We start from the raw sequence: 23,542 nt of genomic DNA on the forward strand, positions 1-23,542 counted from the left end.
ATAGGTTCGCCTAGGGATGGTTCTCGCCTGAGGGGTGGCTCAACAGAACTCAAGACGCAAAGATGGTATGCCCAGTTGGGCAAAAACTCAATCAGACAAGAGACGACTACCCATTTACCGTACCTACCATTCTCGTCGCGGCCTGCCACTCGCTGCAAAGGCCGAGTTGCGCTATGGTATCTTCGGCTTAATGCCCTCCTTTCTTGTAATGCTAAGGACATGGACGCCCCCATGCGACGAATTCCCTTCTCTTATGCCTTGGCTAGCCTACTGGTGCTGGCGTTGGTGATATGGCTCGCTTTTGGTAATTTTCAGCGTTTTCAGACCACGGCACCGGAAGCTGCCCCCCGTAACGAATCGGGGCCACGGGTCGAAGTGGTAGAACAGCAGAGTACGCCGTTTATTCCCCAACAGATCATTCAAGGCCAGTTGACCGCTGAACGCGAAACCACCCTGCGTGCCAACGTCGCAGGCTTTGTGGCCGAAAAGCCGGTTGCCCAAGGTAGCCGCGTTAAGGCGGGCGATACGCTGCTGGTACTGGATAACGACGCCCTGCCTGAACAACTGCAGCAGGCCCGGGACGAGCTAGCGGTGGCTGAAGCGGAGTATGCCGGGGCACGCAACCTGCGCCAGCGGGAGCTGATTTCGCAGCCCGAGCTTTTGCGCCTGCAGAGTTCTCTCAGCGCCAGCGCCGCCTCGGTGGCCCAACTGCAGAAGCAACTGGATGACAGCCGCCCCAATGCGCCTTTTGATGGTGTGATCGATCGCGTGCAGGTAGAGGTAGGCGACCTGTTACAGCCCGGAGAAGAGTGGGCCCAGTTGGTGGACGACCGCCGCTTGAAGGGCGCCGCCTGGGTGTCTCAGCAGCAGGTAGGCGATTTGAGCGAGGGATTGCCTGTCACCGCACGATTACTCAATGGCGACCACCTTGAAGGCGAGCTGACTTTTATCAGCCACCGCGCAGAAGAGGCCACGCGTACCTTTTATATCGAAGCCACGCTGGATAACCCGGCGGGTAAACGTCTTGCCGGTGGTAGCGCGGAACTGACAATTACGCTGCCGCCCCGCCAGGTGCACACCCTGTCACCCGCCCTGCTCAGTTTGAACAGTGAGGGCCAACTGGCCGTCAAACATCTGGATGAGGACGATCAGGTACAGCAGACCGCCATCGAACTGGTGAGCGCCGATATACAGCGCGCCTATGTAACCGGCCTACCCGACCCGCTGCGCCTCATTACGCTAGGCGCGGGCATGGTGGATATCGGCGAAACGGTGACACCGGTACCTGCTGAAGACGCCATTATTTCGCAACCGCAAGCCGGACAGGAAAGCGTTCATGCGCCAGTTGATTAATGCGGCGCTAGACCACACCCGCACGACACTTCTTCTGTTGGTGAGCCTGCTGCTGGCGGGCATCGCTGCCTGGCAGATGATCCCTAAAGAAGCCAACCCCGACGTCACCATTCCAATGATTTACGTTTCGCTGTCGTTGGAGGGTGTGAGCCCCGAGGATGGCGAGCGGCTGCTGATCCGCCCCATGGAGCAGGAACTGCGCGGCATTGAAGGACTGCGCAAGTTTACCGCCCAGTCCAGCGAAGGCCATGGCTCGATTACGCTGGAGTTCGACCCTGGCTTTGACCCCGATACCGCGCTGACCGACGTGCGTGATCGCGTGGATATCGCCCGTAGCGAGCTGCCTGACGAGGCCGATGAGCCACGAGTCATGGAAGTCAACGTCTCGGAATTTCCGGTATTGACTATCGGCCTCTCCGGGCAACTGGATACCCGCGAACGCATGACGATTGCCCGGCGACTGCAGGAGGAGATCGAAGGCATCGCCGATGTGCTGGAAGTGGACATAGCCGGTGAGCGGGAAGACCTGCTGGAAATCGTCGTAGATCCGCTGGTGCTCGAGAGCTATGGGGTCGATTTCGACACGCTGTTCAACCAGGTGTCGCGCAATAACCGCTTGGTGGCAGCAGGCAGTTTGGATACTGGCGCGGGGCGCTTGGCCTTAAAAGTCCCCGGCATTATTGAGTCCCTTGACGATGTCATGAATATGCCGGTCAAGGTGGATGAGGATCGCGTCGTCACCTTTGGTGATGTGGCGTGGATCAACCCTACCTACAAAGACCCCGAAGGCTTTGCCCGTATTGATGATCAGCTTGCGGTGGTACTGGAAGTTTCCAAACGTGCCGGGGCCAATATCATCGCCACCATTGGCGCGGTACGTGAGCGCCTGGCAGAAGCCGATGATTTATTGCCCGAGCAGCTTCGCTTCACCACTATTCTCGATGAGTCGACCACCGTTGAAAATATGCTCTCCGAGCTGCTCAACAACGTACTCACCGCCGTGGTACTGGTACTGATTGTGGTGGTCGCGGTGATGGGCTGGCGCATGGCACTGTTGGTAGGCCTGACCATCCCCGGCGCCTTCTTGACCGGCATCCTGCTGGTGTGGGCATTTGGGTTTACGCTCAATATCGTGGTGCTGTTTGCGCTGATTTTAGTGGCTGGTATGTTGGTCGACGGTGCGATTGTGGTGAGTGAACTTGCCGACCGCTATCTCCACGATGGTCAAACGCCCCATCAAGCATGGCTCAATGCTGCCTCGCGAATGAGTTGGCCGGTGATTGCCTCGACGGCCACTACGCTAGCGGTTTTTATTCCCCTGCTGTTCTGGCCCGGCGTGGTCGGTCAGTTTATGAAGTACCTGCCCGCTACGGTGATTCTATGCCTGCTGGCATCGCTGGCCATGGCGCTGGTGTTCTTGCCTACCTTAGGGTGCTTGTTTACCCGCACCGACACGAAACAATCAACGGCTAACAATGAAGAGGCCACAACCTCCTTCGGGCGCGGCTATCGCCACCTGCTGACCAGACTGCTTAAGCACCCTGCCTGGGTGCTGCTGGTCACCGTGTTATTGATGGTGTTGCTGTATACCGGCTATGCGCGTTTCAACCACGGTGTCGACTTTTTCCCCAACGTAGAGCCTGATAGTGCCCAGGTATTGGTACGCGCCCGCGGCGACTTCTCCGCCGTGGAGACCGATGCCATCGTCCAGCGGGTAGAGGCGAAGCTATCCGGCATGAGCGAAGTGAGAGCGCTTTATGCGCGCTCGTTTGCAGTGCCTAACGAGCAGATGGGTAGTGATGTGATTGGCATGCTGCAGTTCCAGTTTATCGACTGGCATGAGCGGCGCCCTGCCCAGGCTATTCTGGATGATATGGCCGAGCGCGCTCGGGATATTCCCGGCATTACCCTGGAGTTCCAGGAGCAGGAAATGGGCCCTGGCGGCGGAAAACCCATCGTACTGGAGGTGAGCGCTACGAATCCTGACGTCGCTGATGCAGGCGTTAACCAGTTAGCCCAATTAATGCGTGAACTGGGTGGTTTTACCGACATTCAGGATAACCGCAGCCTACCCGGCGTGGAGTGGCAGGTGAATGTGGACCGCGAAGCCGCGGCGCGCATGGGCACCGATGTCACGACCATCGGTAGCGCGGTGCAACTGCTGACCACGGGCCTGCAGGTGGCGAGCTATCGCCCGCCCGAAGTCAGTGACGAAGTGGATATCCGCGTTCGCCTGCCGCAAAACTGGCGCTCCCTGGATCAGTTAGAGCGCTTGACCATCAACACCCAGCGGGGTCAGGTGCCTATCTCGCACTTTGTGACCCTTGAACCGGCACCCAAGGTGGGCACCCTTAACCGTATCGACGGCCGCCGGGCGATTACCATCGATGCGGATCTCGCTCCCGGCTTTCTTGCCGATGAGCGCCTGCGTGCGCTGCTAGAGGCAGGTCGCGATAGCCTGCCTGACGGCTTAATGGTCAATGTGGCTGGCGAGCAGGAGGATCAGCAGGAGTCGATGCAGTTCCTGGCCAGCGCGTTCATGATTGCTATTGGCCTGATGGCGCTGATTCTGGTCACTCAGTTCAACAGTTTCTATCAGGCGGGATTGGTGCTTTCGGCGATTGTGTTCTCCACCGCGGGTGTGCTGATGGGCCTGCTGATTACCGGCCAAGCTTTCGGCATTGTCATGGTGGGGATGGGCGTGATTGCCCTGGCGGGTATCGTGGTGAATAACAATATCGTGTTGATCGACACCTACAACGAGCTGCGCGGCCAAGGCATGACGCCCGGCGAGGCCGCCCTGGAAGCGGGTTGCTTACGCCTTCGCCCGGTGCTGTTAACGGCGATTACCACGGTGTTAGGTCTGATGCCGATGGTGCTGGGGATCAATGTCGATCTGTTTACCCCTGCCCTTGGCTTTAATGCGCCCTCCGCCCAGTGGTGGACGCAAATGTCGAGCGCCATCGCTGGCGGCCTCACCTTCGGCACCGCACTAACGCTGCTGCTTACCCCCTGCATGCTGGTGATCGGGGGTAAACGGCGATGACACCCAGCCCCTGGAGCCCGACTTGTCGGGCGATCAGGCCATCGTGTAGCACTCACACTCGGCGCTCCGATCCTTGCTGATCGCGCAATGAATTGCGCTCCTACCGGACGATAGTGATTCGTTAAGCGGGGGCTTTGGCGTGCTCGGGGCTATGGGCGGCGTGCAAGCGCGCGATCAGCTGGTCTTCCAGCGCGAAGCGTTCGGTAAGGCCACGCGCCAGACGGTCGATCCAGGCAGGCAAACGGGCAATATTTTGCTCGCAGCTAAGGGTAGAGCCGAAATCGGTATCAAACTCCAGAACCATCTCGGTTGACATTTCCAGACGCTCAAGCAGCTTCTCTGCGATAACCAGCGCAGCATCATCGCCAAAGGCCTGCGCCTCTTCCGACAGCTGAGGATAGATTTCGAAGTGCCCAGCGCTGATGTAATCCATCAATAGCTCGCTGAAGGCATCAATAGGTGATTTGCTCACCGCTTCCAGTTCAGCGTCACATGCCTCTTTCAGCTCAATGAAGCTGACTAACAGCTGACGACGCTGATCCAGCCAGCGGTCGATCAGGGTATGTACGCCTCCCCAGCGCTCCAGGGCATTTTTGCAATCTTCGAGCATGGGGTTTCTCCTTAAACTCACCGATTTAACGACCATTAGCCGGTCTAAATAACGAATAGGCTTAGAGTCGCGCCTCCACCTACCTCTGTCAATCCCAGCGGGTGCGGTTTCCTTGGTACGAAAGGTTCATTAATAATAACCCTTTCTTCTATGCCTACTAACTAGCGTTTTCATGCTAATCGTCATGACTTAACCCTGACTGAAATGATGCTCTCACTTTAGCACCAGCATTGCGAGCAAAGCCGTATGTAAGTATGCCGGGCAAATAACTCACCGGGCCGTCCCTTATGACGACACCACTTTCTCGATAGGCTATAACATGGCTTGTTCTAATCGAGCAGCGACCAAATAGTCGCAGCTTTTGTTGTTCTAAACGATAGTTTTCAGCAAGATAATGTTCGTTAAAAATGCGGCAAGGGTTAATTAAAACAAGGAACTCACTATGAAAATGATATCCCGCTTTGGCCTTGGCTTACTGCTCTCTTCAAGCGTGCTGACCGCGCAAGCTGAAGACGTCAAAATTGGCATGATCACCACCCTTTCAGGCGGCGGCTCGCATCTGGGCGTGGACGTTCGCGACGGCTTCATGCTGGCGCTGGAGCAGTCTGGCCGCGACGATGTGGAAGTGTTGATTCAGGATGATGCTAGACGCCCTGACTTGGCGCGCAGTTTGTCCAATGAATTTATACAGCGTGATGACGTTGATATTCTCACCGGCATCATCTGGTCCAACCTGGCGATGGCGGTGGTGCCTTCCGTTACCCGCCAAGGCACCTTCTACCTCTCCCCCAATGCGGGCCCTTCCGACCTGGCTGGTCGTATGTGCCACGAGAACTACTTCAACGTGGCCTATCAGAACGACAACCTGCATGGCGCCATGGGCGCCTATATGCGCGAACAGGGCTATGAGCGCCCGATCATTATGGCCCCCAACTATCCGGCGGGTACCGATGCGCTCGCGGGCTTCAAGCACCTTTATGAAGGTGAGGTCGTTGGCGAGCTTTACACCCAAATGGGTCAGACCGACTATGCGGCTGAAATCGCCCAGATTCGCGATAGCGATGCCGACAGCCTGTTCTTCTTCTTACCTGGCGGCATGGGTATCTCGTTCATGAAGCAGTGGGAAAGCTCGGGCGTTGACATGCCGATCTTTGGCGCGGCGTTCTCGTTTGATGAAATTCTTATCAAAGCGGTAGGCAGTGCAGCGATTGGTGCACGCAACACTTCGCTATGGGCCTACGACCTGGAGAATGAAGCCAACGACCGCTTTGTAGAGGGCTTCCAAGCCGCCTATGACCGCATGCCGACGCTCTACGCGGCACAAGGTTACGACACCGCCAACCTGATTCTCAGCGCGTTGGAAACTGCCCACCCCGATGACAAAGATGCCTTCCGCGAAGCACTGCGGGCCGCTGACTTTGATAGCGTGCGCGGTGAGTTCCGCTTTGGCCCCAACCAGCATCCCATCCAGGATATTTATGTACGTGAAGTGGTGGAAGGTGATGATGGCGAGCCCACCAATCGCCTGATCGGTGTGGCGATTGAAGATATCCAGGATGTCTACTACGAGCAGTGCGAAATGTAAGCTGGCCTCGGCTGGGTGCGTGCACCCAGCCATTTCTCTTCACCTTCGTCAAGGTTAACCAACGTGTCCGTTACCCTGCTAATCGAGCAACTACTTAACGGCGTTCAGCTAGGCACGATGCTGTTTTTGATGGCCAGCGGCCTCACCCTGGTGTTCGGGGTGATGGGGCTAATCAATCTTGCCCACGGCTCTTTTTATATGGTGGGGGCCTACGCCACGGCGGCGGTCACTGCTTCAACGGGCTCATTTTTAATTGGCCTTGGGGCTGGCATGGCTGCCGCCGCGATGGTCGGCGCGTTGGTAGAGTTGCTGGTGATACGTCGACTTTATCACCGCCCTCACCTTGACCAGGTATTGGCGACCTTTGCACTGATACTGATTTTTTCCGAAGGCACGCGCTGGATTTTCGGTTCGTCGCCGATGCGGCTCAGCCCGCCTTCCTGGCTAACCGGGTTTGTTACCCTGCCCGGCGATACTCGCTATCCCATCTACCGACTAATGCTGATTGGCGTGGGCATTGTTATTTCGATTGCCCTTTACGTTTTGATCTCGAAAACGCGCTTAGGCATGCGCATTCGGGCCGGAGAAAGTGACCGCGAAATGATTGGTGCGCTGGGGGTGAATATTTCAAAGTTGTATACCGTCGTGTTTGCCTTGGGCGCGGGCTTGGCAGGCTTAGCCGGTGCATTGGTTGGTGCGCTGCAGTCGGTTCAAGTAGGCATGGGCGAGCCGGTGCTGATTCTGGCCTTCGTGGTCATCGTGATCGGCGGTATCGGCTCGATCAAGGGCGCGCTGTTCGGGGCGCTGCTGGTGGGGGTTGTCGATACCTTGGGGCGCGTCTACCTGCCGCTGTTTTTCCAAACATTCATGCCGCCTTCCGAAGCCACTGGGGTCGGTTCTTCACTGGCTGCGATGCTGATCTATATCCTCATGGCCGTCATCCTCGCGTTCAAGCCCAAGGGACTGTTTGCTGCCAATGACTAATACCACTTCCCTTTCCAAGAACGCTGCGCCAGTCACCGACGCGGATAGCCACTTCGACCGCAAAGGCCTGGTCCAGATGATTCTGCTCGGCCTGCTGCTGTTACTGCCTGTGGCGGCCTATTTTTTGGGTCACACCTATTACGTCAATCTGGCCTCGCGAGTCACCATCATTGCCATGGCGGCCGTCGGGCTCAACCTGGCAATTGGCTATGGCGGCATGGTGAGCTTCGGTCATGCAGCCTATTTTGGTCTGGGTGGCTATGTGGCAGGCATCAGCGCCTACCATGCCTTCGACTTGACGCCCTTCATGAGCTGGCCCTTCAGCGTGCCGGGCAGCGATAGCCTGTTGGTAGTATGGCTGGCCGCTGTGGTTCTGTGCGCCCTGCTGGCTCTGGCGATCGGCGCCATTTCGCTGCGCACCACCGGGGTCTACTTCATTATGATCACCCTCGCCTTTGCTCAGATGATCTACTACTTTGCCAACTCCTGGCCCACCTACGGCGGTCAGGATGGATTGCCTATTTACATACGCAACACCCTGCCTCTGGTTGATAGCACGGATGCGTTGACCTATTTCCTCATCTGTTTCACCGGGCTGGTGTTTGCGATGGCGCTGACTTCGCGGCTGATGAAATCGCGCTTTGGCGCCGCGCTGACCATGGCTCGGCTGAATGACGTACGACTGGCAACGGCGGGGGTCAGCCCGTATCCCATTCGTCTGGTAGCTTTTGTTATCTCTGCGGCGATTACCGGGCTTGCTGGAGCGCTTTACGCGGACCTGAACGGGTTCGTCAGCCCGTCGATGCTCAGTTGGCACTTCTCCGGCGAGCTAATGGTGATCGTCATCCTGGGGGGTGTGGGGCGCCTTTATGGCCCGCTGGCCGGGGCGGTGCTGTTTGTGATGATGGAAACTTTGCTAGGTGGAATCACCGAGTACTGGCAGCTCTTTTTGGGGCTGGTGCTGCTTGGCGTCGTGCTTTTTGCCAAGCACGGTGTCATGGGTTGGCTGGCAGGGAGTGAGCGCAATGAGTGACGCTATCCTTTCACTGCAAAATTTGCATAAGCGTTTTGGCGCGTTACAGGCGACCAACGATGTCTCGCTGGATCTTAGGCCAGGTGAAATCCATGCCCTGATTGGCCCCAACGGCGCGGGTAAATCGACGCTGATCGGGCAGATTGCCGGTAGCCTGCGCCCCGACGAGGGCCGCGTCTATCTAGCTGACACCGATATCACCACTATGAGCATAGCCGAGCGCGCACGTCTTGGGCTGGGACGGAGCTTTCAGGTGTCATCGCTGGCTGAGCCGCTTTCGGTGATGCGCAATGTGATGATGGGCGTTCAAGCGCTTCAGAGTCACAGTTTTCGGTTCTGGAAACCCGTCGCCAGGGATCAACAGCTGCTAAAGCCAGCTTATGAGGCGCTGGAACGGATGCAGCTCAGCCACCGCGCCTGGACACCGGTATTCGAGCTTTCCCACGGCGAGCGTCGCCAGGTGGAAGTCGCCTGCGCTCTGGCACTTAAGCCTCGCGCCCTGCTGCTGGATGAGCCCATGGCGGGCCTGGGCCCAGAGGGTTCAGCAAAGCTAACCGAGCTGCTCGAGGCACTGAAGCTGGAAGTGCCCATTCTTCTGATCGAACACGATATGGAAGCGGTCTTTCGTTTGGCTGACCGTATTTCGGTGCTGGTCTCTGGCAGCGTCATCGCCCATGGCGACAGCCAGACAATTAAGCAGGACCCGCGCGTTCGGGAAGCTTACCTGGGAGATTCTGATGCTTAAAGTTGCTGATATTGAGACGTTTTATGGCCCTTCCCAGGCGCTATTCGGCGTGACGTTCGAGGTCGCGGCCGGTGAAATGGTTGCCTTGATGGGCCGCAATGGCATGGGCAAGACCACCACTATCCGCTCGATCTTTGGGCTGACCCCAGCTAGCCGCGGCACAATTGTGTTCGAGTCGCAGAACATACGTCGTCTGCCCGCTTACCGCATCGCCAAGGCGGGGCTTGGCTTGGTGCCGGAGGGTCGTCGCTGCTTTCCTAACCTATCGGTACGCGAAAACCTGCTGGTCACGGCCCGCCCGGGCGAGTGGACGCTGGAGAAAGTGGAAACATTATTTCCGCGCCTGGAAGAGCGCCGCGCACAAATGGCCAAAACGCTCTCTGGCGGCGAACAGCAGATGCTGGCCATTGGCCGTGCGCTAATGACCAACCCGCGCCTGCTGGTGCTGGATGAGGCCACCGAGGGTCTGGCACCGGTGATTCGCCAGGAAATCTGGCGGGCGATTCGTCTGCTCAAGGAGCAGGGGCAGGCTACCCTGCTGGTCGATAAGTCGTTAAGCGAAATCCTGCCCATCGCTGACCGCTGCACCATCCTGGAAAAAGGCTGCACGGTGTGGGACGGCAAGCCCGCCGCGCTGGACAGCGCTATTCGCGACCGATACCTGGGTGTTTAGGCGTGAAACGCTTTAATCCACTCAACGAAGCAGTCATCGTTTAGATAGTGCTCAAGAATCGAGAAGTGGTCTACGTCAGGAAGTAGCTGCTGAGTCACTGTTTGGCCTTGCTTGCTCAAATGCTCAGCGTAGCTGCTCATTTGCCACTCAAACTCTTCAGACTCCCCTGCTCCAGCCACCAGCTTAATAGGCGCAGGCACCCGGCACGGCAACCATAACGGGCTGAACTCCTGCACATCGCGACCGCTAAGCTGAAGCTTGGGCTGTAGCCACGACCATGGAAATGGCCGTAGGTCGTATAATCCGCTGATACAGAGCGCGCCGCGAATCAGTTGATTTGGCAACCCAAAGGCACCTTCCCAATCCGTCGACATCAGCATGGCGCAGAGATGCCCGCCCGCCGAATGTCCCGAAATACTTAGCTGTTCCGGATCGACACCCACTTCAGGGGCATGCTTGTAGAGGTAGGCAATCGCGGCCTGACTCTGCCGTACCAGCTCGCTAAAGCGTACCTGCGGGCAGAGCGCGTAGTTAACCACCGCGACAGTGATACCGGCTTTTACCAGATCATCGACAATAAAGCTGAATTCACGATGGCTCAGCGAGCGCCAATAGCCGCCGTGGAAGAACACATGCACCGGGGCTTTTGGATGCTCGTCATGAGATGCATCAGCATGAGGTGCATCGGCATGAAAGATATCCATGCGCTCAGCAAGCGTTGGACCATAAGGCAGATCGAGCGTTGTGCGATGGTTGGCTCTTGATGCTGCGCTGCGCTCACGCCACGCCTTTACCAACACCAACGGGTCTCGCCCCATCATCGGGTCGTAGGCGCGGTCGATCTCTTCCTGAGTCGTGAAATGTCGATAAAGCATGCCGATCTCCTTATAGCTGCCTTACGGCTAACCCCGGCTTTTAAAAAACAGCATCCGTAACGGGGCGATGGCCAGAATGGCAAAACCGATCAGCGTCCAGGCGGGTAGCGAGAGGCCTAACAGCGAGAAATCGATATTAGCGCACTCCCCCGAGCCGGTCAGCACCATGGCCACCACCTCCTGCATGGGCAGGATGTCCATCATGTAATCAAGCCCAGGGCCGCAGGAAGGCACCTCATCGGCAGGCAAGCCTTGCAGCCACACATGACGCCCGGCGATAAAGGCACCGGTGCCTACGGCAGCCAGCGCCAGCACTCCGTAAATTACTTTACCGACCCGCCCGGCCGGGCTATGAATGGCGGCAATGGCAAACACAATGCCCGCCGCGATCACCGCGACACGCTGGAAGATGCATAGCGGGCAAGGCTCAAACCCACCGATATGCTCCAGGCCAAGCGCCACCGCCATCATTAAAACGCAGAAGGCCAAACCGGCCAGGGCAACCGAACGATATGTAGGCAGGATCATTGATGAGCCTCAGATGGCAACGCGGACAAGGCCCGGGACTCGCGCGCCTTGGCGAAATAAGCCTCTAGAAACGCTTCAAAGGTTTCATTATCAGCGGCTTCAATATCGCGCTGCTGCTGGTGCGAGGTTTCAATCAGTTGAGCAAGTAGCGCTTCACGGCTGCGCTGCATAGGTTCTGCTTTCAGCTGCTCCGCCTGCTCCTGGGCCAGGCTAAGCATTAAATCACTTAGCGAGCCGCCGTTCGCTTTGAGCCGTTCGAGCACCTGTGCTGATGGCGTTAGCGAAGGGTCTGCTAGGCGTGGAGCGAGTTCTGCCAGTGCGTCAGCATGAGGGCTTCCCTCTTCGACGGCATCTAATAGGCGGGCGACTTCACCCATCTCGGCAAATATTTGTTCGCCCCATTCACGCACCGACGTCGCTTCACCATGATTAAACAGCTTAAGCGCAGGGTCGCGGCCACGCTCGACTACCCAGCGACGGTTGTCGTCCAAGCGGTCACACTCTTCATCGGAGATCCAGGGGCTGTCGCTGAGTAGGCACCACATCAAGAAGGTGTCCACAAAGCGCATCTGGGTTTCGGTTACGCCGAGAGGGTCGAAAGGATTGAGATCGAGACAGCGCACTTCGATGTACTCCACACCGCGGGCTTCGAGGGCCTGGCTGGGGGTTTCGTTGTGCTTGGCGACACGCTTGGGGCGAATATCACTGTAGTACTCGTTTTCGATCTGCAGAATATTGGCGTTTAGCTGGCGCCATTCGCCATCAACATTAACGCCCATTTTCTCGTAGTCCGGCCATGGCGACGAGATGGCATGACGCAGGGTATTGACGTAATTCGATAGCGAGTTAAAACAAATTTTGAGCTGCGACTGAACCTTGTTTTGATAGCCCAGATCGGACATACGTAGCGTCGTCGCGTAGGGCGCAAAATAGGTGTCGTCGCTGAGTGACTGCAGCTTTTCAGGCACTTTTTTGTCGTCAGGCAAAAAACTTTTATCGATGGCGGGTGAAGCGCCGAAAAGATACAGCAACAGCCAACTATGGCGGCGGAAGTGGCGGATCATGCCGAAATAGCGAGTGGAGCGGTAATCGTTAAATGGGATGTTGGTGGCTTTTTCCAGCTCACGCAGGGCGTGCCACATGTCATCGGGCAACGATACGTTGTAGTGAACGCCGGCAATCGCCTGCATGATGCGGCCGTAGCGCATGTCTAGCCCTTTGCGGTAAACATGCTTCATGGTGCCCACATTGGAGCAGCCGTAATCGGCAATCGGCACGCTGTCATTACCTGAGAGCCGTGATGGCATACTGCCAGGCCAGATCCATTCATCCTGCAGGTGGTGATAAGTAAAGGTATGCAGGTCAGACAGAAACGACAGCGCTTCACTCGGGTCGGAGTAAACCGGCGTGATGTACTCAAGCAACGACTCTGAGTAGTCGGTAGTGATATGCGGATGCGTTAATTTAGAGCCTAAGGCATGCGGGTGCGGCGTTTGGGCAATGTGTCCATTGGCATCAACCCGCAGCCCCTCTTTTTCAAGCCCACGACGCAGGCGGCCCAACCGACCAAGGCGCGCGCTGGGGATTAGGCGTTCAACTTGCGCGGTCAGCGCGGATGGCACAGTGAGTGGTTCAGGCAAGGTGAACACTCCTTGTCAGTAAAGCCCGCTGTGAGCGGACCTTGGTGTAGTCAGGTGGCATCGCCATCATCGCTGTCTCAAAATAGAAAACAGGATATGGCGGCAACCGTGTTTTTTTCAAGATATGGCTTTTTTCAAGGTACAGCTATTTTAAGGCGCGCGACTATTTGCCGCCGCGTGCTTTTAGCAACGCAGCACCGAGCGCGCCCATGGGCGCTTCCGCTTCAGCAGGCTTAGCGCTATGACGCTGGCCGCGAGACGATTTACGGTTTGCATTATGCTGATCCGTAGGCGAGCCATTGTTTTTGTTAGCACCGCCCCTAGTATCGTTTTCAGCCTCCGGCTGATCATCCAGACGCATGGATAGCCCAACCCGCTTGCGGGGAATATCAATGCTCATGACTTTAACCGTCACAATATCCCCCGCCTTGACCACACTGCGTGGGTCGTCGATAAAGCGGTCCGACAGTGCTGAGATATGCACCAAGCCATCCTGATGGACACCGATATCCACAAAAGCACCAAAGTGTGTCACGTTAGTGACCGTGCCTTCGAGCACCATTGAAGGTTTAAGATCGTTAAGTGTTTCGACCCCTTCGCGGAACTCGGCGGCTTTAAATTCTGGGCGCGGATCGCGGCCAGGCTTATCCAGCTCTTTCAAGATATCGCTCACCGTGGGCACACCAAAGCGCTCATCGGCAAAGTCGGCAGGCTTTAACGCTTTTAGCGCAGCGCTATCGCCGATCAAACCGCGAACTTCCCGACCGCTCTGCTTGGCGATTCGCTCTACCAAGGGGTAGGCCTCAGGGTGAACGGCGCTGGCATCCAGGGGGTTGTCGGCATTGTGAATGCGCAGGAAACCAGCGCACTGTTCAAAGGTTTTCGCGCCCAGTCGGCTAACTTCTAGCAGCTCTTTACGGCTCTTGAAGGCGCCCTTGACGTTGCGCTGAGCAACGATATTTTCGGCCAACGCAGCACTTAACCCCGCCACTCGCGAAAGCAGTGCACTGGAGGCGGTGTTGAGATCGACGCCCACAGCGTTAACACAGTCTTCAATCACGACTTCCAGGCTACGCGATAGCTGCACCTGGGAGACATCGTGCTGATACTGGCCCACCCCAATCGATTTGGGTTCGATTTTAACCAGCTCGGCCAGCGGGTCTTGGAGACGACGGCCGATGGAGACAGCACCACGAACAGTAACGTCGAGATCGGGCATTTCCCGTGAAGCATACTCAGAAGCTGAGTAGACCGACGCCCCCGCCTCCGAGACCATCACTTTACTTAAGCGATACTCAGGCGCCAGGGCTTTAAGCAACTCGCCCGCCAGCTTATCGGTTTCGCGGCTGGCGGTGCCATTACCCACGGCAATTAATTGCACGCCATGCTGTTTCGCTAATTTAGCGAGCACGCTGAGGGACTCGTCCCAGCGGTTTTGTGGCGCGTGCGGGTAGATGGTGGTGTGGTCGACAAACTGCCCGGTGGCATCGATCACTGCGACCTTACAGCCGGTGCGCTGACCGGGGTCGATGGCAAGCGTCACTTTCTGCCCCGCCGGTGCCGCCAGAAGCAGATCTTTCAGGTTGGCTGCAAAAACCTCGATCGCTGTGAGCTCGGCCTGTTCGCGTAAGCGGCCCAGCAGCTCGGTCTCAAGCGCAGTGTAAAGCTTAACGCGCCAAGTCCAGCGCCCCACTTCGGCTAGCCATTTATCCGCCGCGCGCCCCTGGTCACTGATACCGAAGTGCCTGGCAATCGTGACCTGGGCGGGATGCACTGGGGCTTCCTCTTCACCGGGCAGGCGAATCGACAGGCTCAACACGCCTTCATTACGCGCCCGAAACATCGCCAGGGCACGGTGTGACGGCGCTTTGGCGAGTTTTTCGTCGTGCTCGAAGTAGTCTGAGAATTTGGCGCCCTCCTGCTGCTTACCCTCCAGCACGCGGGCGCTGAGTTCGCCCTCTTGCCAAAGTCGTTCACGCAGCTGGCCGATCAGTTCGGGGTCTTCCGCGAAGCGCTCCATCAATATCTGCTTGGCGCCATCCAGGGCGGCCTTGGCATCCTCGATGGCGGGGATATCACCCTCTGCCGGTCGCAGGTAGTTGCCAGCTTCGCTTTCGGGGTTGAGTGTCGGGTCGGCCAACAGCGCATCGGCCAGTGGTTCGAGCCCCGCCTCGCGGGCAATCTGCGCTTTGGTACGGCGCTTCTTCTTGAAGGGTAGATATAAATCTTCCAGCCGCTGCTTGGTCTCTGCACCCTCGATACTTGCTTTCAGCGGGCCATCCAGCTTGCCCTGCTCATCAATGGCGGCGATCACCGCGGCGCGGCGCTCTTCCAGCTCGCGCAGGTAGCGCAGGCGCTCATCCAGTTGGCGCAGTTGAATATCGTCCAGCGCACCGGTGACTTCTTTACGGTAACGGGCAATAAACGGCACGGTGGCGCCGCCATCCAGCAGCTCCACCGTGGCGGCGACTTGTTCGGGTCTTACGCTTAGCTCGGTGGCTAGGCGGGAAATAATACGCTGATTGACATCCATAAATTGCAACTAACTCATGCAGCATTTTTAAGTGCCAACAAGGTATCACAAACGTGCCATGGCTGGCATGACTTGCGGCATCAGCGCCGCCAGCCATGATCATCCCAAAAGGGGCGTCGTGCTTCACGCTGAACGGCTTCGCGGCTGAGGCCAATATCTTTCAACATATCGTCGCTCAAATGGCGCAAGGTATCCCGCTCGCGACGCAATTGGCGCCAGCGATAGAACTTTTCTGCCCAGGTAATTCTTGGTTGTTCCTGTTTGATTGACTGGTAGTGTTCGTTCTGTAAAGGACACTGGCTGTGCTGTAAACAGGCTAACGAGCGCTCCATTTCAACCTCCCTTCGCCGCCAACAACGGCGTAGTGAATAAGTGTTGAAGGAAGTATCGAACAGTGCCTAAAATCAATCCAACGAATACTTCTTATACCCAACATCAAAAAGATTGATAACCATGGCGACACTACCCACCATCGATCATGAGCTGCTGCGTACCTTTGTGGCGATAGTCGACCAGGGCGGGTTTACCCGCGCCGCTCAGACGGTAAACCGCACTCAATCCGCCGTCAGCATGCAGATGAAACGCCTGGAAGAGGACGTTATCGAGCGCCCACTTTTCGTGCGCCAGAATCGCCAATTGCTGTTAACCAGCGAGGGCCACACGCTGCTTGGCTATGCACGTAAGATTTTATCGCTGCAGGGTGAGGCACTAACGCTGTTGCGCCAGCCAGATATGGTGGGACGTGTACGCCTGGGCGTGCCGGATGACTATGTCATGCGCTTTCTACCCGGTATTCTGAAGACCTTTTCTCAGGCCTGGCCGTTGGTGGATGTCGATGTGCACTGCGCCCCCTCTTCAGTGCTCTCCCAACAGCCGCAAGAGAGCTTGGATCTAATCATAATGACCCGAGAAATAGGCGATGAAATAGGCACGATTTTAAGGCAGGAACCGATGGTATGGGTCTCCGCCGAGAGTCACTGTACCCATTTACAGACACCGGTACCGCTTGCCATGTTCGAGGCACCCTGCTTTTGCCGTCGCCACGCTTGTAATGCGCTAGACCGCGCAGGACGAACCTATCGAATTGCTTACAGCAGCCCCAGTTTGGCTACCCTGCAAGCCGTTGTTGGCGCGGGTTTGGCCGTGTCTGCCTGGATGCGAAGCCTGGTCACTGCCGATATGCAGATATTGGGTGTAAAGGAGGGCTTCCCCGAATTACCAGAAGCGTCCATCGTTTTACAGCGCACCTCTTCTACCCAATCACCAATTATCGCCAGCCTAGCAGAGCATATTGTTGAAGGGTTTAGGTTGTGATGGCTGATGTTACTTTACCGGATGAGGGTTGATAGAGGCATGAACGGTCCAACTGGGAAAGCGTGGTCAGCCCTAATAGCGCCATATTGCGCTCGATTTCACGCTCTAAAAGAGTGGCAACATGCTCTACGCCTTCCTGTCCTGCGCAAGCAGCAGCGTAATTAAAGGGGCGCCCCACGAATACAAAATCAGCGCCCAGCGCCAAGGCCTTGATGATATCGGTGCCACGGCGAAACCCGCTGTCGATCATAATGGGGATATCGCTAATGCGACGCTTGATCTCTGGCAACACCTGGAGCGGAGAGATAGTGCTATCCAACTGACGGGCGCCGTGGTTGGAGAGGATAATCCCATCTACCCCGGCTTGGCGGGCACGTACCGCATCCTCGGGGTTTAGCACCCCTTTGACGATCAGCGTGTCGGGCCATAACCGCCGCACCAGATCGAGATAGCCCCAGTCAAAATGGCGACGCCCTGAGAAGTCCCGCGCTGCTTGACGAGAGATCACGGGTGCTCCCCGTTCCGCATGGTTGTTTTCGAAATGCGGCATTCCCTGTTTACAGAGCGTACGAAGAAAGGTATTACACAACCAGCCTGGCCGCATCAACCCATCGATTGCCAAGCGAAGCGTTGGCTCCAAAGGGGATGAAAAACCTGAACGCCGGAAATTATCCGGATTGGGCGGCACAGGGTAATCCAGCGTGACCACCAGCTTCTTGAAACCGGCTCGCTTGATCCGATTGAGCAGAGCTTCGATGCCTTCTGGCGTGCCGGGTAAGTATGCCTGGAACCAGTCGGCACCCTCCACCTTCGCCACCTCTTCCATAGGCACCAGCGATGAACCACTCATGATCATGGGTAAGTTGCGATTCGCTGCTGCTCGCGCTAGCACTAGGTCGCCCTGGTAAGTAGAAAGCGCACTGATGCCCATAGGGGCAATACCGAAAGGCACGGCGTAGCGTTTGCCATAAAGCTCTGTGTGCAGATCAATTTGCGACACATTGACAAACGCCTTGGGCATAAAGCGATAATCATCAAAAGCAGTGAGGTTAGCGCGCTGGGTTCGCCCATCCTCTGCGACATGATCGATATAGCCAAAAATAGGTCGTGGTAGCGCTCTTTTGGCGAGCCGTTCTACGTCGTGCAAGTTATGGATACGGGCAAGTTTTTTTCGAGTCCATCGTTGTTGGAGCCAACCTTTCACACCACCCTCCTACTGATTGTTTTAGATTACTCGCCCATCTATCCACTTGCTCACGCTGGCACAAAACGCAGCGCCACTCCATTGTTGCACCAGCGCAGGCCGGTAGGGTCGGGGCCGTCTTCAAAGACATGGCCCTGATGGCCACCGCAGCGGGCACAGTGGTATTCAGTGCGGGGCCAAATCAGTTTGAAATCAAGCTCGGTGAGCATATGTCCTTCTACATGTTCAAAAAAGCTTGGCCAGCCGGTACCGGAATCATATTTCATTTCACTGGTAAACAGTAAAAGATCGCACCCTGCACAGCGATACTCGCCCTCTCTCCACTCTTTATCTAAAGGGCTCGAAAAGGCGGGTTCAGTGCCATGATCGCGAAGCACATTGTAAGCTTCATCGGAGAGTCGCTCACGCCACTCGGCTTCGCTAAGCTCTAGCGTTTCCAAGTCTGGCGCAGGTTCAAGATCTAGCCGTGGAAAACCAAACGACAGGCTTGGTATGGCACCTACTATGCCGGTGAGTCCCGCTAAGCCTAAGAATTGACGTCTTTTCATGGGTATCGCTCCCGTGTTGTTCTGGGAAGAAAGTAGCCAATAAAAATGGGACAGTGCCGAAGCGCTGTCCCATTTTGGCGTCAATCGTTTCTAATGGCGATCACTTCTAAGCACTTAGCCGTTCTAACCGTCGATTAATTACACCCGCCGATTGCTTTTCTACTTGCCTCTTTACCGAGCAAACGCACCGGTTCAATCATCTACCAGCCGCTAACCATTAGGTTAACTGGGGGCCCGCTTGGATGATCGCTTCGTTAACGCCTTCGAACTTCTTGAAGTTATCAACGAATTTGGTCGCCAGCTCTTTAAGGTGACGGTCGTAGGCATCGCGGTCCTGCCAAGTTTCACGCGGGTCGAGCAGGCTGGAATCAACGCCCGGCACGGCGACAGGCACTTGCAGGTTGAGCCCATCGATATGTTTGGTGTCGATATCGCGCAGTACACCCGACTGAATCGCGCTAATGATGGCACGGGTGGTCGGGATAGAGAAGCGCGAACCACCTTCGCCGTAAGCTCCGCCGGTCCAGCCGGTGTTGACCAAGTAAACCTGAGCATCCTGCTTATCGACGCGCTTGATCAGCAGGTCAGCGTACTCACGTGCAGGACGCGGGAAGAACGGTGCACCAAAGCAGGTAGAGAACGTGGCGGCCAGACCTTCAGAAGAACCCATTTCAGTGGAGCCCACTTTAGCAGTATAGCCAGACAGGAAGTGATACGCCGCGGCTTCTTTGGAAAGAATCGACACCGGGGGCAGTACGCCGGACATATCGCAAGTCAGAAATACAATCGCATTCGGCTCGCCCGCCAGATTTTCCGCTACGCGCTTTTCAACGTGCTCCAGCGGGTAAGCGGCGCGGGAGTTCTGGGTTAGGCTATCGTCGGCGTAGTCGGGCTCACGACGGTCATCCAACACCACGTTTTCCAGCACGGTACCAAACTTAATAGCGTTCCAGATGACCGGCTCGTTCTTCTCGGAAAGATCGATGCACTTAGCGTAGCAGCCGCCTTCCATGTTGAAGACGATGCCGTCCCCCCAAGCGTGCTCGTCATCACCAATCAGGAAGCGGGCCTGGTCAGCGGAAAGCGTAGTTTTACCGGTGCCCGAAAGACCGAAGAAGAGGCAGGTTTCGCCATCTTCACCCACGTTCGCGGAGCAGTGCATCGGCAGCACGTCGGCGGCGGGTAGCAGGAAGTTCTGCACGGAGAACATGGCTTTTTTCATTTCACCGGCATAGCGCATGCCCGCGATAAGCACTTTTTTCTCGGCGAAGTTGATGATCACGCAACCATCAGAGTTAGTGCCATCGCGAGAGGGATCACACTCAAAGCCCGCCACGTTAAGAATGGCCCACTCGTCTTTAGCAGCTTGATTGTAGGCCAAAGGGCGCACAAACATGGTACGGCCAAACAGGTTTTGCCAAGCGGTTTCGGTGGTAACACGAACCGGCAGATAATGGGTAGAATCACTACCCACATGAAGCTCAGAGACAAAGTGATCTTGGCTGTTCAGGTATTCATCGACCCGATCCCACAAGGCGTTGAATTTCTCAGCATCAAAGGGACGGTTGACGCTGCCCCAATCAATTTGGCTACGCGTAGAGGGCTCATCAACAATAAAGCGGTCTTTCGGTGAACGGCCGGTACGCAGGCCGGTATTAACTACCAGGGCACCGTTAGCCGAGAGACGGCCTTCGCCACGTGCCACGGCGCGCTCGATAAGTTCGGCGCTGCTGAGATTGACGTGGGCTTGGGGAGCTTGAGTCGTGGTCATGTCGATTCCTGGGCCTTGAGGCCGTTATATCTCGTTACCGGGCGTCACCGACGCCTTAAATGTCATCCCAGCCTGCTAAATCGGCTGGGCACGCTGAAGTCCGGCGCATTATGGCAAAAAGAAAGCCCCCAGGAAACGGGGGCGAAGATCAAATATCTTGTAGTTAAACTACTACAAAGACACTACATTTTGTGTTGCAGCGCAGTAAAAATTAAAACGGTCGTTTGCAACAATGGCCAAAATCATTGGTTCCACTGGTCCGCCTAGCGACACTAAAAAACGTCCGCCTGCCTAGCCGCGACTACATACCTAGTGAATTGTGGGCGATGGGGCTTCAGGGTCGTCTAACAAAGTTTCAATATCCGCCGCCGTGTAGTGATATTTCGTATGGCAAAAGTGGCATTGGGTGTCGATAGCGCCCTGTTCGTGAAGAATATCTCGCAGTTCTTCCTTGCCTAGCGTGTGCAGTGCATGGCTCATTCGTTCGCGGGAGCAGGTACAGCCAAAGCGCAGGGTTTTAGGCTCAAAAACGCGCACGGTTTCTTCATGGTAAAGGCGGTGCAGCACTTCGCGCTGTTCAAGGCCGAGCAGCTCTTCTGTTTTAATCGTATCGGCTAACTGCACGCTACGGTCCCAGGCATCGACATCCTGGTTTTGTGACTCTTCAGGAAGGCGTTGGAGCAGCAACCCACCTGCGCGCTTCTCATCAGCCGCTAACCATAGGCGGGTTGGCAATTGCTCGGATTGCGTAAAGTAGGCTTCCAGACAGCCACCTAGCGTCTCCTGATCCAGCGCGACAATGCCTTGATAGCGATGGCCTTCACGGGGGTCGAGGGTGATGACGATTTGGCCCTCGCCGACCAGCTCACGGAAAGAGGCATGCTCGCTAGGCAGGTCGGCGTCTTCCGCGATGCGGGCAATCGCCCGCAATTCACCACCGGGATTGGATTCGGCCATCAGTAATGACAGAACGCCGCGGCCGCGCACTTCGATGCTTAGCGTGCCATCCAGCTTAACGGTATCGGTGAGTAGCGCCACGGCAGCTAACAGCTCACCCAATAGCTCATTGACCGCGGGAGGGTAAGCGTGGCGATCCAACACTTCGTGATAGGCGGCCGCCAGGGTGACGATCTCGCCGCGGACATTGGTGTGATCGAACATAAAGCGTTGAATTTGATCGGACATAATTTGGCAACCTACTATAAAGGACGGCGGGTGTTTAGCTGCGACTAATCGTTAACTGGGCTATTGATGCTGCTGCACTAAGTAAATAGCCGCGAGGGCTACTCACCCTGATTACGTTGGAAACGCTGAATATCGCGGCGCTGCTTTTTATCAGGGCGTTTGAGCGGATGCTGCATCGCCTCGTTAGTGAGGCGCCTTGCTTCAGCTTCCTTGGCACGACGCTGCACACTTGCGTCGGTTTCTGCATAGAGTGTGCGCGCTTCTGGTGCACCGCGTCGTTGATCCGAAAGCGATACCACCTCTACCTCTAATATCTCCCAGCCCTGTGGTACACGAATAAGCGCACCGATTTCCACCTGTTTGCTGGTTTTAGCGCGGCCACCATCGTAGTGAACCTTGCCACCTTCAATGGCTTTTTTAGCCAGTGCGCGGGTCTTAAAGAAACGTGCTGCCCAGAGCCATTTATCTAAGCGTACGCTCTCGCTCATTTAGGCACTCCTTGCGTTTCAGACTGCTGTTCCGGCAGTTGTTCGGGTAACAGATGAGCGAACCGATCAAGGGCTATAAATTCCTGTAGCTCTTTTTCGGGCCGCTGGCTGTCAGGTTGCTTAATGCCCAGCAAATACTTGATACCAAACTCACGAGCGCTTTCAAGCACGCGGGTATTGTCATCGATAAACAGCGTGCGCGCCGGGTCGAAAGGCTCGATTTCCTGCAACGCAAACCAGAACGCCTGCTCCTCTTTGGCGGCGCCCACGTCTTCGGAAGAGACGATGGCGTCCAAGTAGCTTTCCAGGCCGGTGAGGGGCAGTTTCAGGGCAAGGCTGGCGCGATCAGCGTTGGTGGCAAGCACCACCCGTGGATGTGCTAGCTTAAGCCATTTGAGAAAATCCAGTGCGTCACTGCGCAGGCCTATCAGGTGTTGGATTTCTCGTTTCAGGGCAACAATATCCACGCCCAGCTCGCGGCTCCAGTACGCTAGGCTGTACCAGTTTAAAGTGCCCTGCTCGCCGATAATACGCGCGCGCAGCGCTTCCTGGGAGGCTTCATCCAGTTGGTGCAATTCGCGGTAGCGCCGCGGTAAATGCTCAAGCCAAAAATGGCTGTCGAAGTGTAAATCCAGCAGCGTGCCATCCATATCAAGGAGGACAGTGTCTATCTCGCGCCAATCAATCATTGCCGCTCCAGTCACGTTAGGAGTAAGCGTGCTATTGTAGCTTAACCGCCTTTTACCAGCCATGGAGGCACATGTTTATGTCTACGTCCCCCCCTACTCGCCCAACCTTTAATCACCCTGAAGATGGCAGCGTTAACCGCTCGGGTCACCAGCAAAAGCCACAGATTCTTGCTCGTAAGCAGATTACCCAAAGCCGTTTATTCCAGATTGAGTCACTGGATCTGCGTTTTTCCAATGGCGAAGAGCGCCAATTTGAACGTTTAACCGGCGCCGACCGGGGCGCGGTGATGATGGTGGCAATGCCTGATCCGGAGCACGTGCTGCTGATTCGCGAATACGCCGCCGGGTTTGAAGATTATGTGCTCACCTTGCCAAAAGGGCTGGTCGACCCCGGTGAAGATATCATCACCGCGGCCAATCGCGAGCTGATGGAGGAGTGTGGCGTGGGTGCGCACCGCATCGAGCCGTTGGTTGAGCTTTCCCTGGCGCCGAACTATATGCGCCACCGCATGCAGGTGCTGCTTGCCACGGAACTGTATCCCAAGCGATTGCCAGGGGATGAGCCCGAGCCATTGATTGTGGAAACCCACGCCATTGAGGAGCTCCCTTCACTGCTATTGCGCGAGGATTTTCACGAAGCCCGTGCGATTGCCGCGCTTTACATTGCGCGAGACAGGCTGCGCGAAGAGAAGCGCAATAATGCGACGGATTTGCTTTGAGGCACTCATTGGCTCTACC

The 23,542-nt window shown here is 56.4% G+C and carries 21 protein-coding genes; 9 read left to right on the top strand and 12 right to left on the bottom strand.

Translation table 11 applies throughout. The annotated features are described in order from the left end of the window. Window positions 1–231: 231 nt before the first annotated feature. Together CXF87_RS02215 and CXF87_RS02220 are read left to right on the top strand one after the other, a co-directional pair. Window positions 232–1,353, top strand: a complete 1,122-nt coding sequence (locus CXF87_RS02215) for an efflux RND transporter periplasmic adaptor subunit (protein ID WP_101145310.1) — start codon at window positions 232–234, stop codon at window positions 1,351–1,353. Beyond that, window positions 1,337–4,399 (top strand): efflux RND transporter permease subunit, encoded by a 3,063-nt coding sequence (locus CXF87_RS02220; RefSeq protein ID WP_101145311.1) that lies wholly within the window; start codon window positions 1,337–1,339, stop codon window positions 4,397–4,399. Before CXF87_RS02215 ends, CXF87_RS02220 begins: the two co-directional genes overlap by 17 nt. A 121-nt stretch (window positions 4,400–4,520) precedes the next feature. Here CXF87_RS02220 and rsd read toward each other — a convergent pair whose 3' ends face one another. Continuing rightward, the gene (gene rsd / locus CXF87_RS02225) at window positions 4,521–5,009 is read right to left on the bottom strand and encodes a sigma D regulator (protein ID WP_101145312.1); all 489 of its coding nucleotides are present in this window, start codon (window positions 5,007–5,009) and stop codon (window positions 4,521–4,523) included. Window positions 5,010–5,451: 442 nt separating this feature from the next. Between rsd and CXF87_RS02230 the strand changes: the two genes are divergently transcribed. The 5 genes from CXF87_RS02230 to CXF87_RS02250 all read left to right on the top strand — a co-directional run bounded on the left by CXF87_RS02230 (window position 5,452) and on the right by CXF87_RS02250 (window position 10,029). After that, complete coding sequence (locus tag CXF87_RS02230) at window positions 5,452–6,594, top strand: ABC transporter substrate-binding protein (RefSeq protein ID WP_101145313.1); 1,143 nt, start codon at window positions 5,452–5,454, stop codon at window positions 6,592–6,594. Between the two features lie 63 nt (window positions 6,595–6,657). Beyond that, window positions 6,658–7,578 carry a branched-chain amino acid ABC transporter permease gene (locus CXF87_RS02235; RefSeq protein WP_101145314.1) on the top strand — a complete coding sequence of 307 codons (921 nt, stop codon included), beginning with the start codon at window positions 6,658–6,660 and terminating at the stop codon, window positions 7,576–7,578. Continuing rightward, entirely contained in the window at window positions 7,571–8,611 is a 1,041-nt protein-coding gene (locus CXF87_RS02240) for a branched-chain amino acid ABC transporter permease (protein ID WP_198555984.1), read from the top strand. Before CXF87_RS02235 ends, CXF87_RS02240 begins: the two co-directional genes overlap by 8 nt. Continuing rightward, on the top strand, window positions 8,604–9,356 hold the full coding sequence (locus CXF87_RS02245; RefSeq protein ID WP_101145315.1) for an ABC transporter ATP-binding protein: 753 nt from the start codon (window positions 8,604–8,606) through the stop codon (window positions 9,354–9,356). Before CXF87_RS02240 ends, CXF87_RS02245 begins: the two co-directional genes overlap by 8 nt. Continuing rightward, window positions 9,349–10,029 (top strand): ABC transporter ATP-binding protein, encoded by a 681-nt coding sequence (locus CXF87_RS02250; RefSeq protein WP_101145316.1) that lies wholly within the window; start codon window positions 9,349–9,351, stop codon window positions 10,027–10,029. The genes CXF87_RS02245 and CXF87_RS02250 overlap by 8 nt, the downstream gene beginning before the upstream one ends. Here the strand turns inward: CXF87_RS02250 and CXF87_RS02255 are convergent. The 5 genes from CXF87_RS02255 to CXF87_RS02275 form a co-directional block, all read right to left on the bottom strand. Further along, entirely contained in the window at window positions 10,026–10,904 is an 879-nt protein-coding gene (locus CXF87_RS02255) for an alpha/beta hydrolase (RefSeq protein ID WP_101145317.1), read from the bottom strand. The genes CXF87_RS02250 and CXF87_RS02255 overlap by 4 nt on opposite strands. Window positions 10,905–10,931: 27 nt before the next feature. Then, on the bottom strand, window positions 10,932–11,432 hold the full coding sequence (locus CXF87_RS02260; protein WP_101145318.1) for a disulfide bond formation protein B: 501 nt from the start codon (window positions 11,430–11,432) through the stop codon (window positions 10,932–10,934). Continuing rightward, window positions 11,429–13,072: a glutamate--cysteine ligase gene (gene gshA / locus CXF87_RS02265; RefSeq protein WP_101145319.1), complete on the bottom strand. Its 1,644-nt coding sequence runs from the start codon at window positions 13,070–13,072 to the stop codon at window positions 11,429–11,431. The genes CXF87_RS02260 and gshA overlap by 4 nt, the downstream gene beginning before the upstream one ends. 163 nt (window positions 13,073–13,235) lie before the next feature. Continuing rightward, entirely contained in the window at window positions 13,236–15,605 is a 2,370-nt protein-coding gene (locus CXF87_RS02270; protein WP_101145320.1) for a Tex family protein, read from the bottom strand. Window positions 15,606–15,685: 80 nt separating this feature from the next. Continuing rightward, window positions 15,686–15,937, bottom strand: coding sequence for a DUF1127 domain-containing protein (locus CXF87_RS02275; RefSeq protein WP_101145321.1), 252 nt, complete (start codon window positions 15,935–15,937; stop codon window positions 15,686–15,688). A gap of 121 nt (window positions 15,938–16,058) precedes the next feature. Between CXF87_RS02275 and CXF87_RS02280 the strand changes: the two genes are divergently transcribed. After that, window positions 16,059–16,919, top strand: coding sequence for a LysR substrate-binding domain-containing protein (locus CXF87_RS02280; protein WP_101145322.1), 861 nt, complete (start codon window positions 16,059–16,061; stop codon window positions 16,917–16,919). On the opposite strand, the gene CXF87_RS02285 is transcribed toward CXF87_RS02280, so the two are convergent. From CXF87_RS02285 to yrfG, 6 genes are all read right to left on the bottom strand, one after another. Further along, window positions 16,909–18,123: an alpha-hydroxy acid oxidase gene (locus CXF87_RS02285; protein ID WP_101145323.1), complete on the bottom strand. Its 1,215-nt coding sequence runs from the start codon at window positions 18,121–18,123 to the stop codon at window positions 16,909–16,911. The two genes, CXF87_RS02280 and CXF87_RS02285, sit on opposite strands and share 11 nt — an antisense overlap. A 50-nt stretch (window positions 18,124–18,173) precedes the next feature. Beyond that, window positions 18,174–18,671 (bottom strand): peptide-methionine (R)-S-oxide reductase MsrB, encoded by a 498-nt coding sequence (msrB, locus tag CXF87_RS02290; protein ID WP_101145324.1) that lies wholly within the window; start codon window positions 18,669–18,671, stop codon window positions 18,174–18,176. A 217-nt stretch (window positions 18,672–18,888) separates the two neighbouring features. Beyond that, window positions 18,889–20,442 carry a phosphoenolpyruvate carboxykinase gene (locus CXF87_RS02295; RefSeq protein WP_101145325.1) on the bottom strand — a complete coding sequence of 518 codons (1,554 nt, stop codon included), beginning with the start codon at window positions 20,440–20,442 and terminating at the stop codon, window positions 18,889–18,891. A gap of 309 nt (window positions 20,443–20,751) precedes the next feature. Continuing rightward, window positions 20,752–21,627, bottom strand: a complete 876-nt coding sequence (gene hslO / locus CXF87_RS02300) for an Hsp33 family molecular chaperone HslO (RefSeq protein WP_101145326.1) — start codon at window positions 21,625–21,627, stop codon at window positions 20,752–20,754. A gap of 98 nt (window positions 21,628–21,725) precedes the next feature. Continuing rightward, window positions 21,726–22,115 (bottom strand): ribosome-associated heat shock protein Hsp15, encoded by a 390-nt coding sequence (gene hslR / locus CXF87_RS02305; protein ID WP_101145327.1) that lies wholly within the window; start codon window positions 22,113–22,115, stop codon window positions 21,726–21,728. Further along, the gene (gene yrfG / locus CXF87_RS02310) at window positions 22,112–22,804 is read right to left on the bottom strand and encodes a GMP/IMP nucleotidase (RefSeq protein ID WP_101145328.1); all 693 of its coding nucleotides are present in this window, start codon (window positions 22,802–22,804) and stop codon (window positions 22,112–22,114) included. The genes hslR and yrfG overlap by 4 nt, the downstream gene beginning before the upstream one ends. Before the next feature lie 77 nt (window positions 22,805–22,881). On the opposite strand from yrfG, the gene nudE reads away from it, so the two are divergent. Next, window positions 22,882–23,523, top strand: a complete 642-nt coding sequence (gene nudE / locus CXF87_RS02315; RefSeq protein ID WP_101145338.1) for an ADP compounds hydrolase NudE — start codon at window positions 22,882–22,884, stop codon at window positions 23,521–23,523. Window positions 23,524–23,542 lie beyond the last annotated feature (19 nt).

Origin of the sequence: Halomonas sp. MES3-P3E (assembly GCF_002836035.1) — a bacterium.
In the GTDB taxonomy this organism is placed as follows: Bacteria; Pseudomonadota; Gammaproteobacteria; order Pseudomonadales; family Halomonadaceae; genus Vreelandella; species Vreelandella arctica.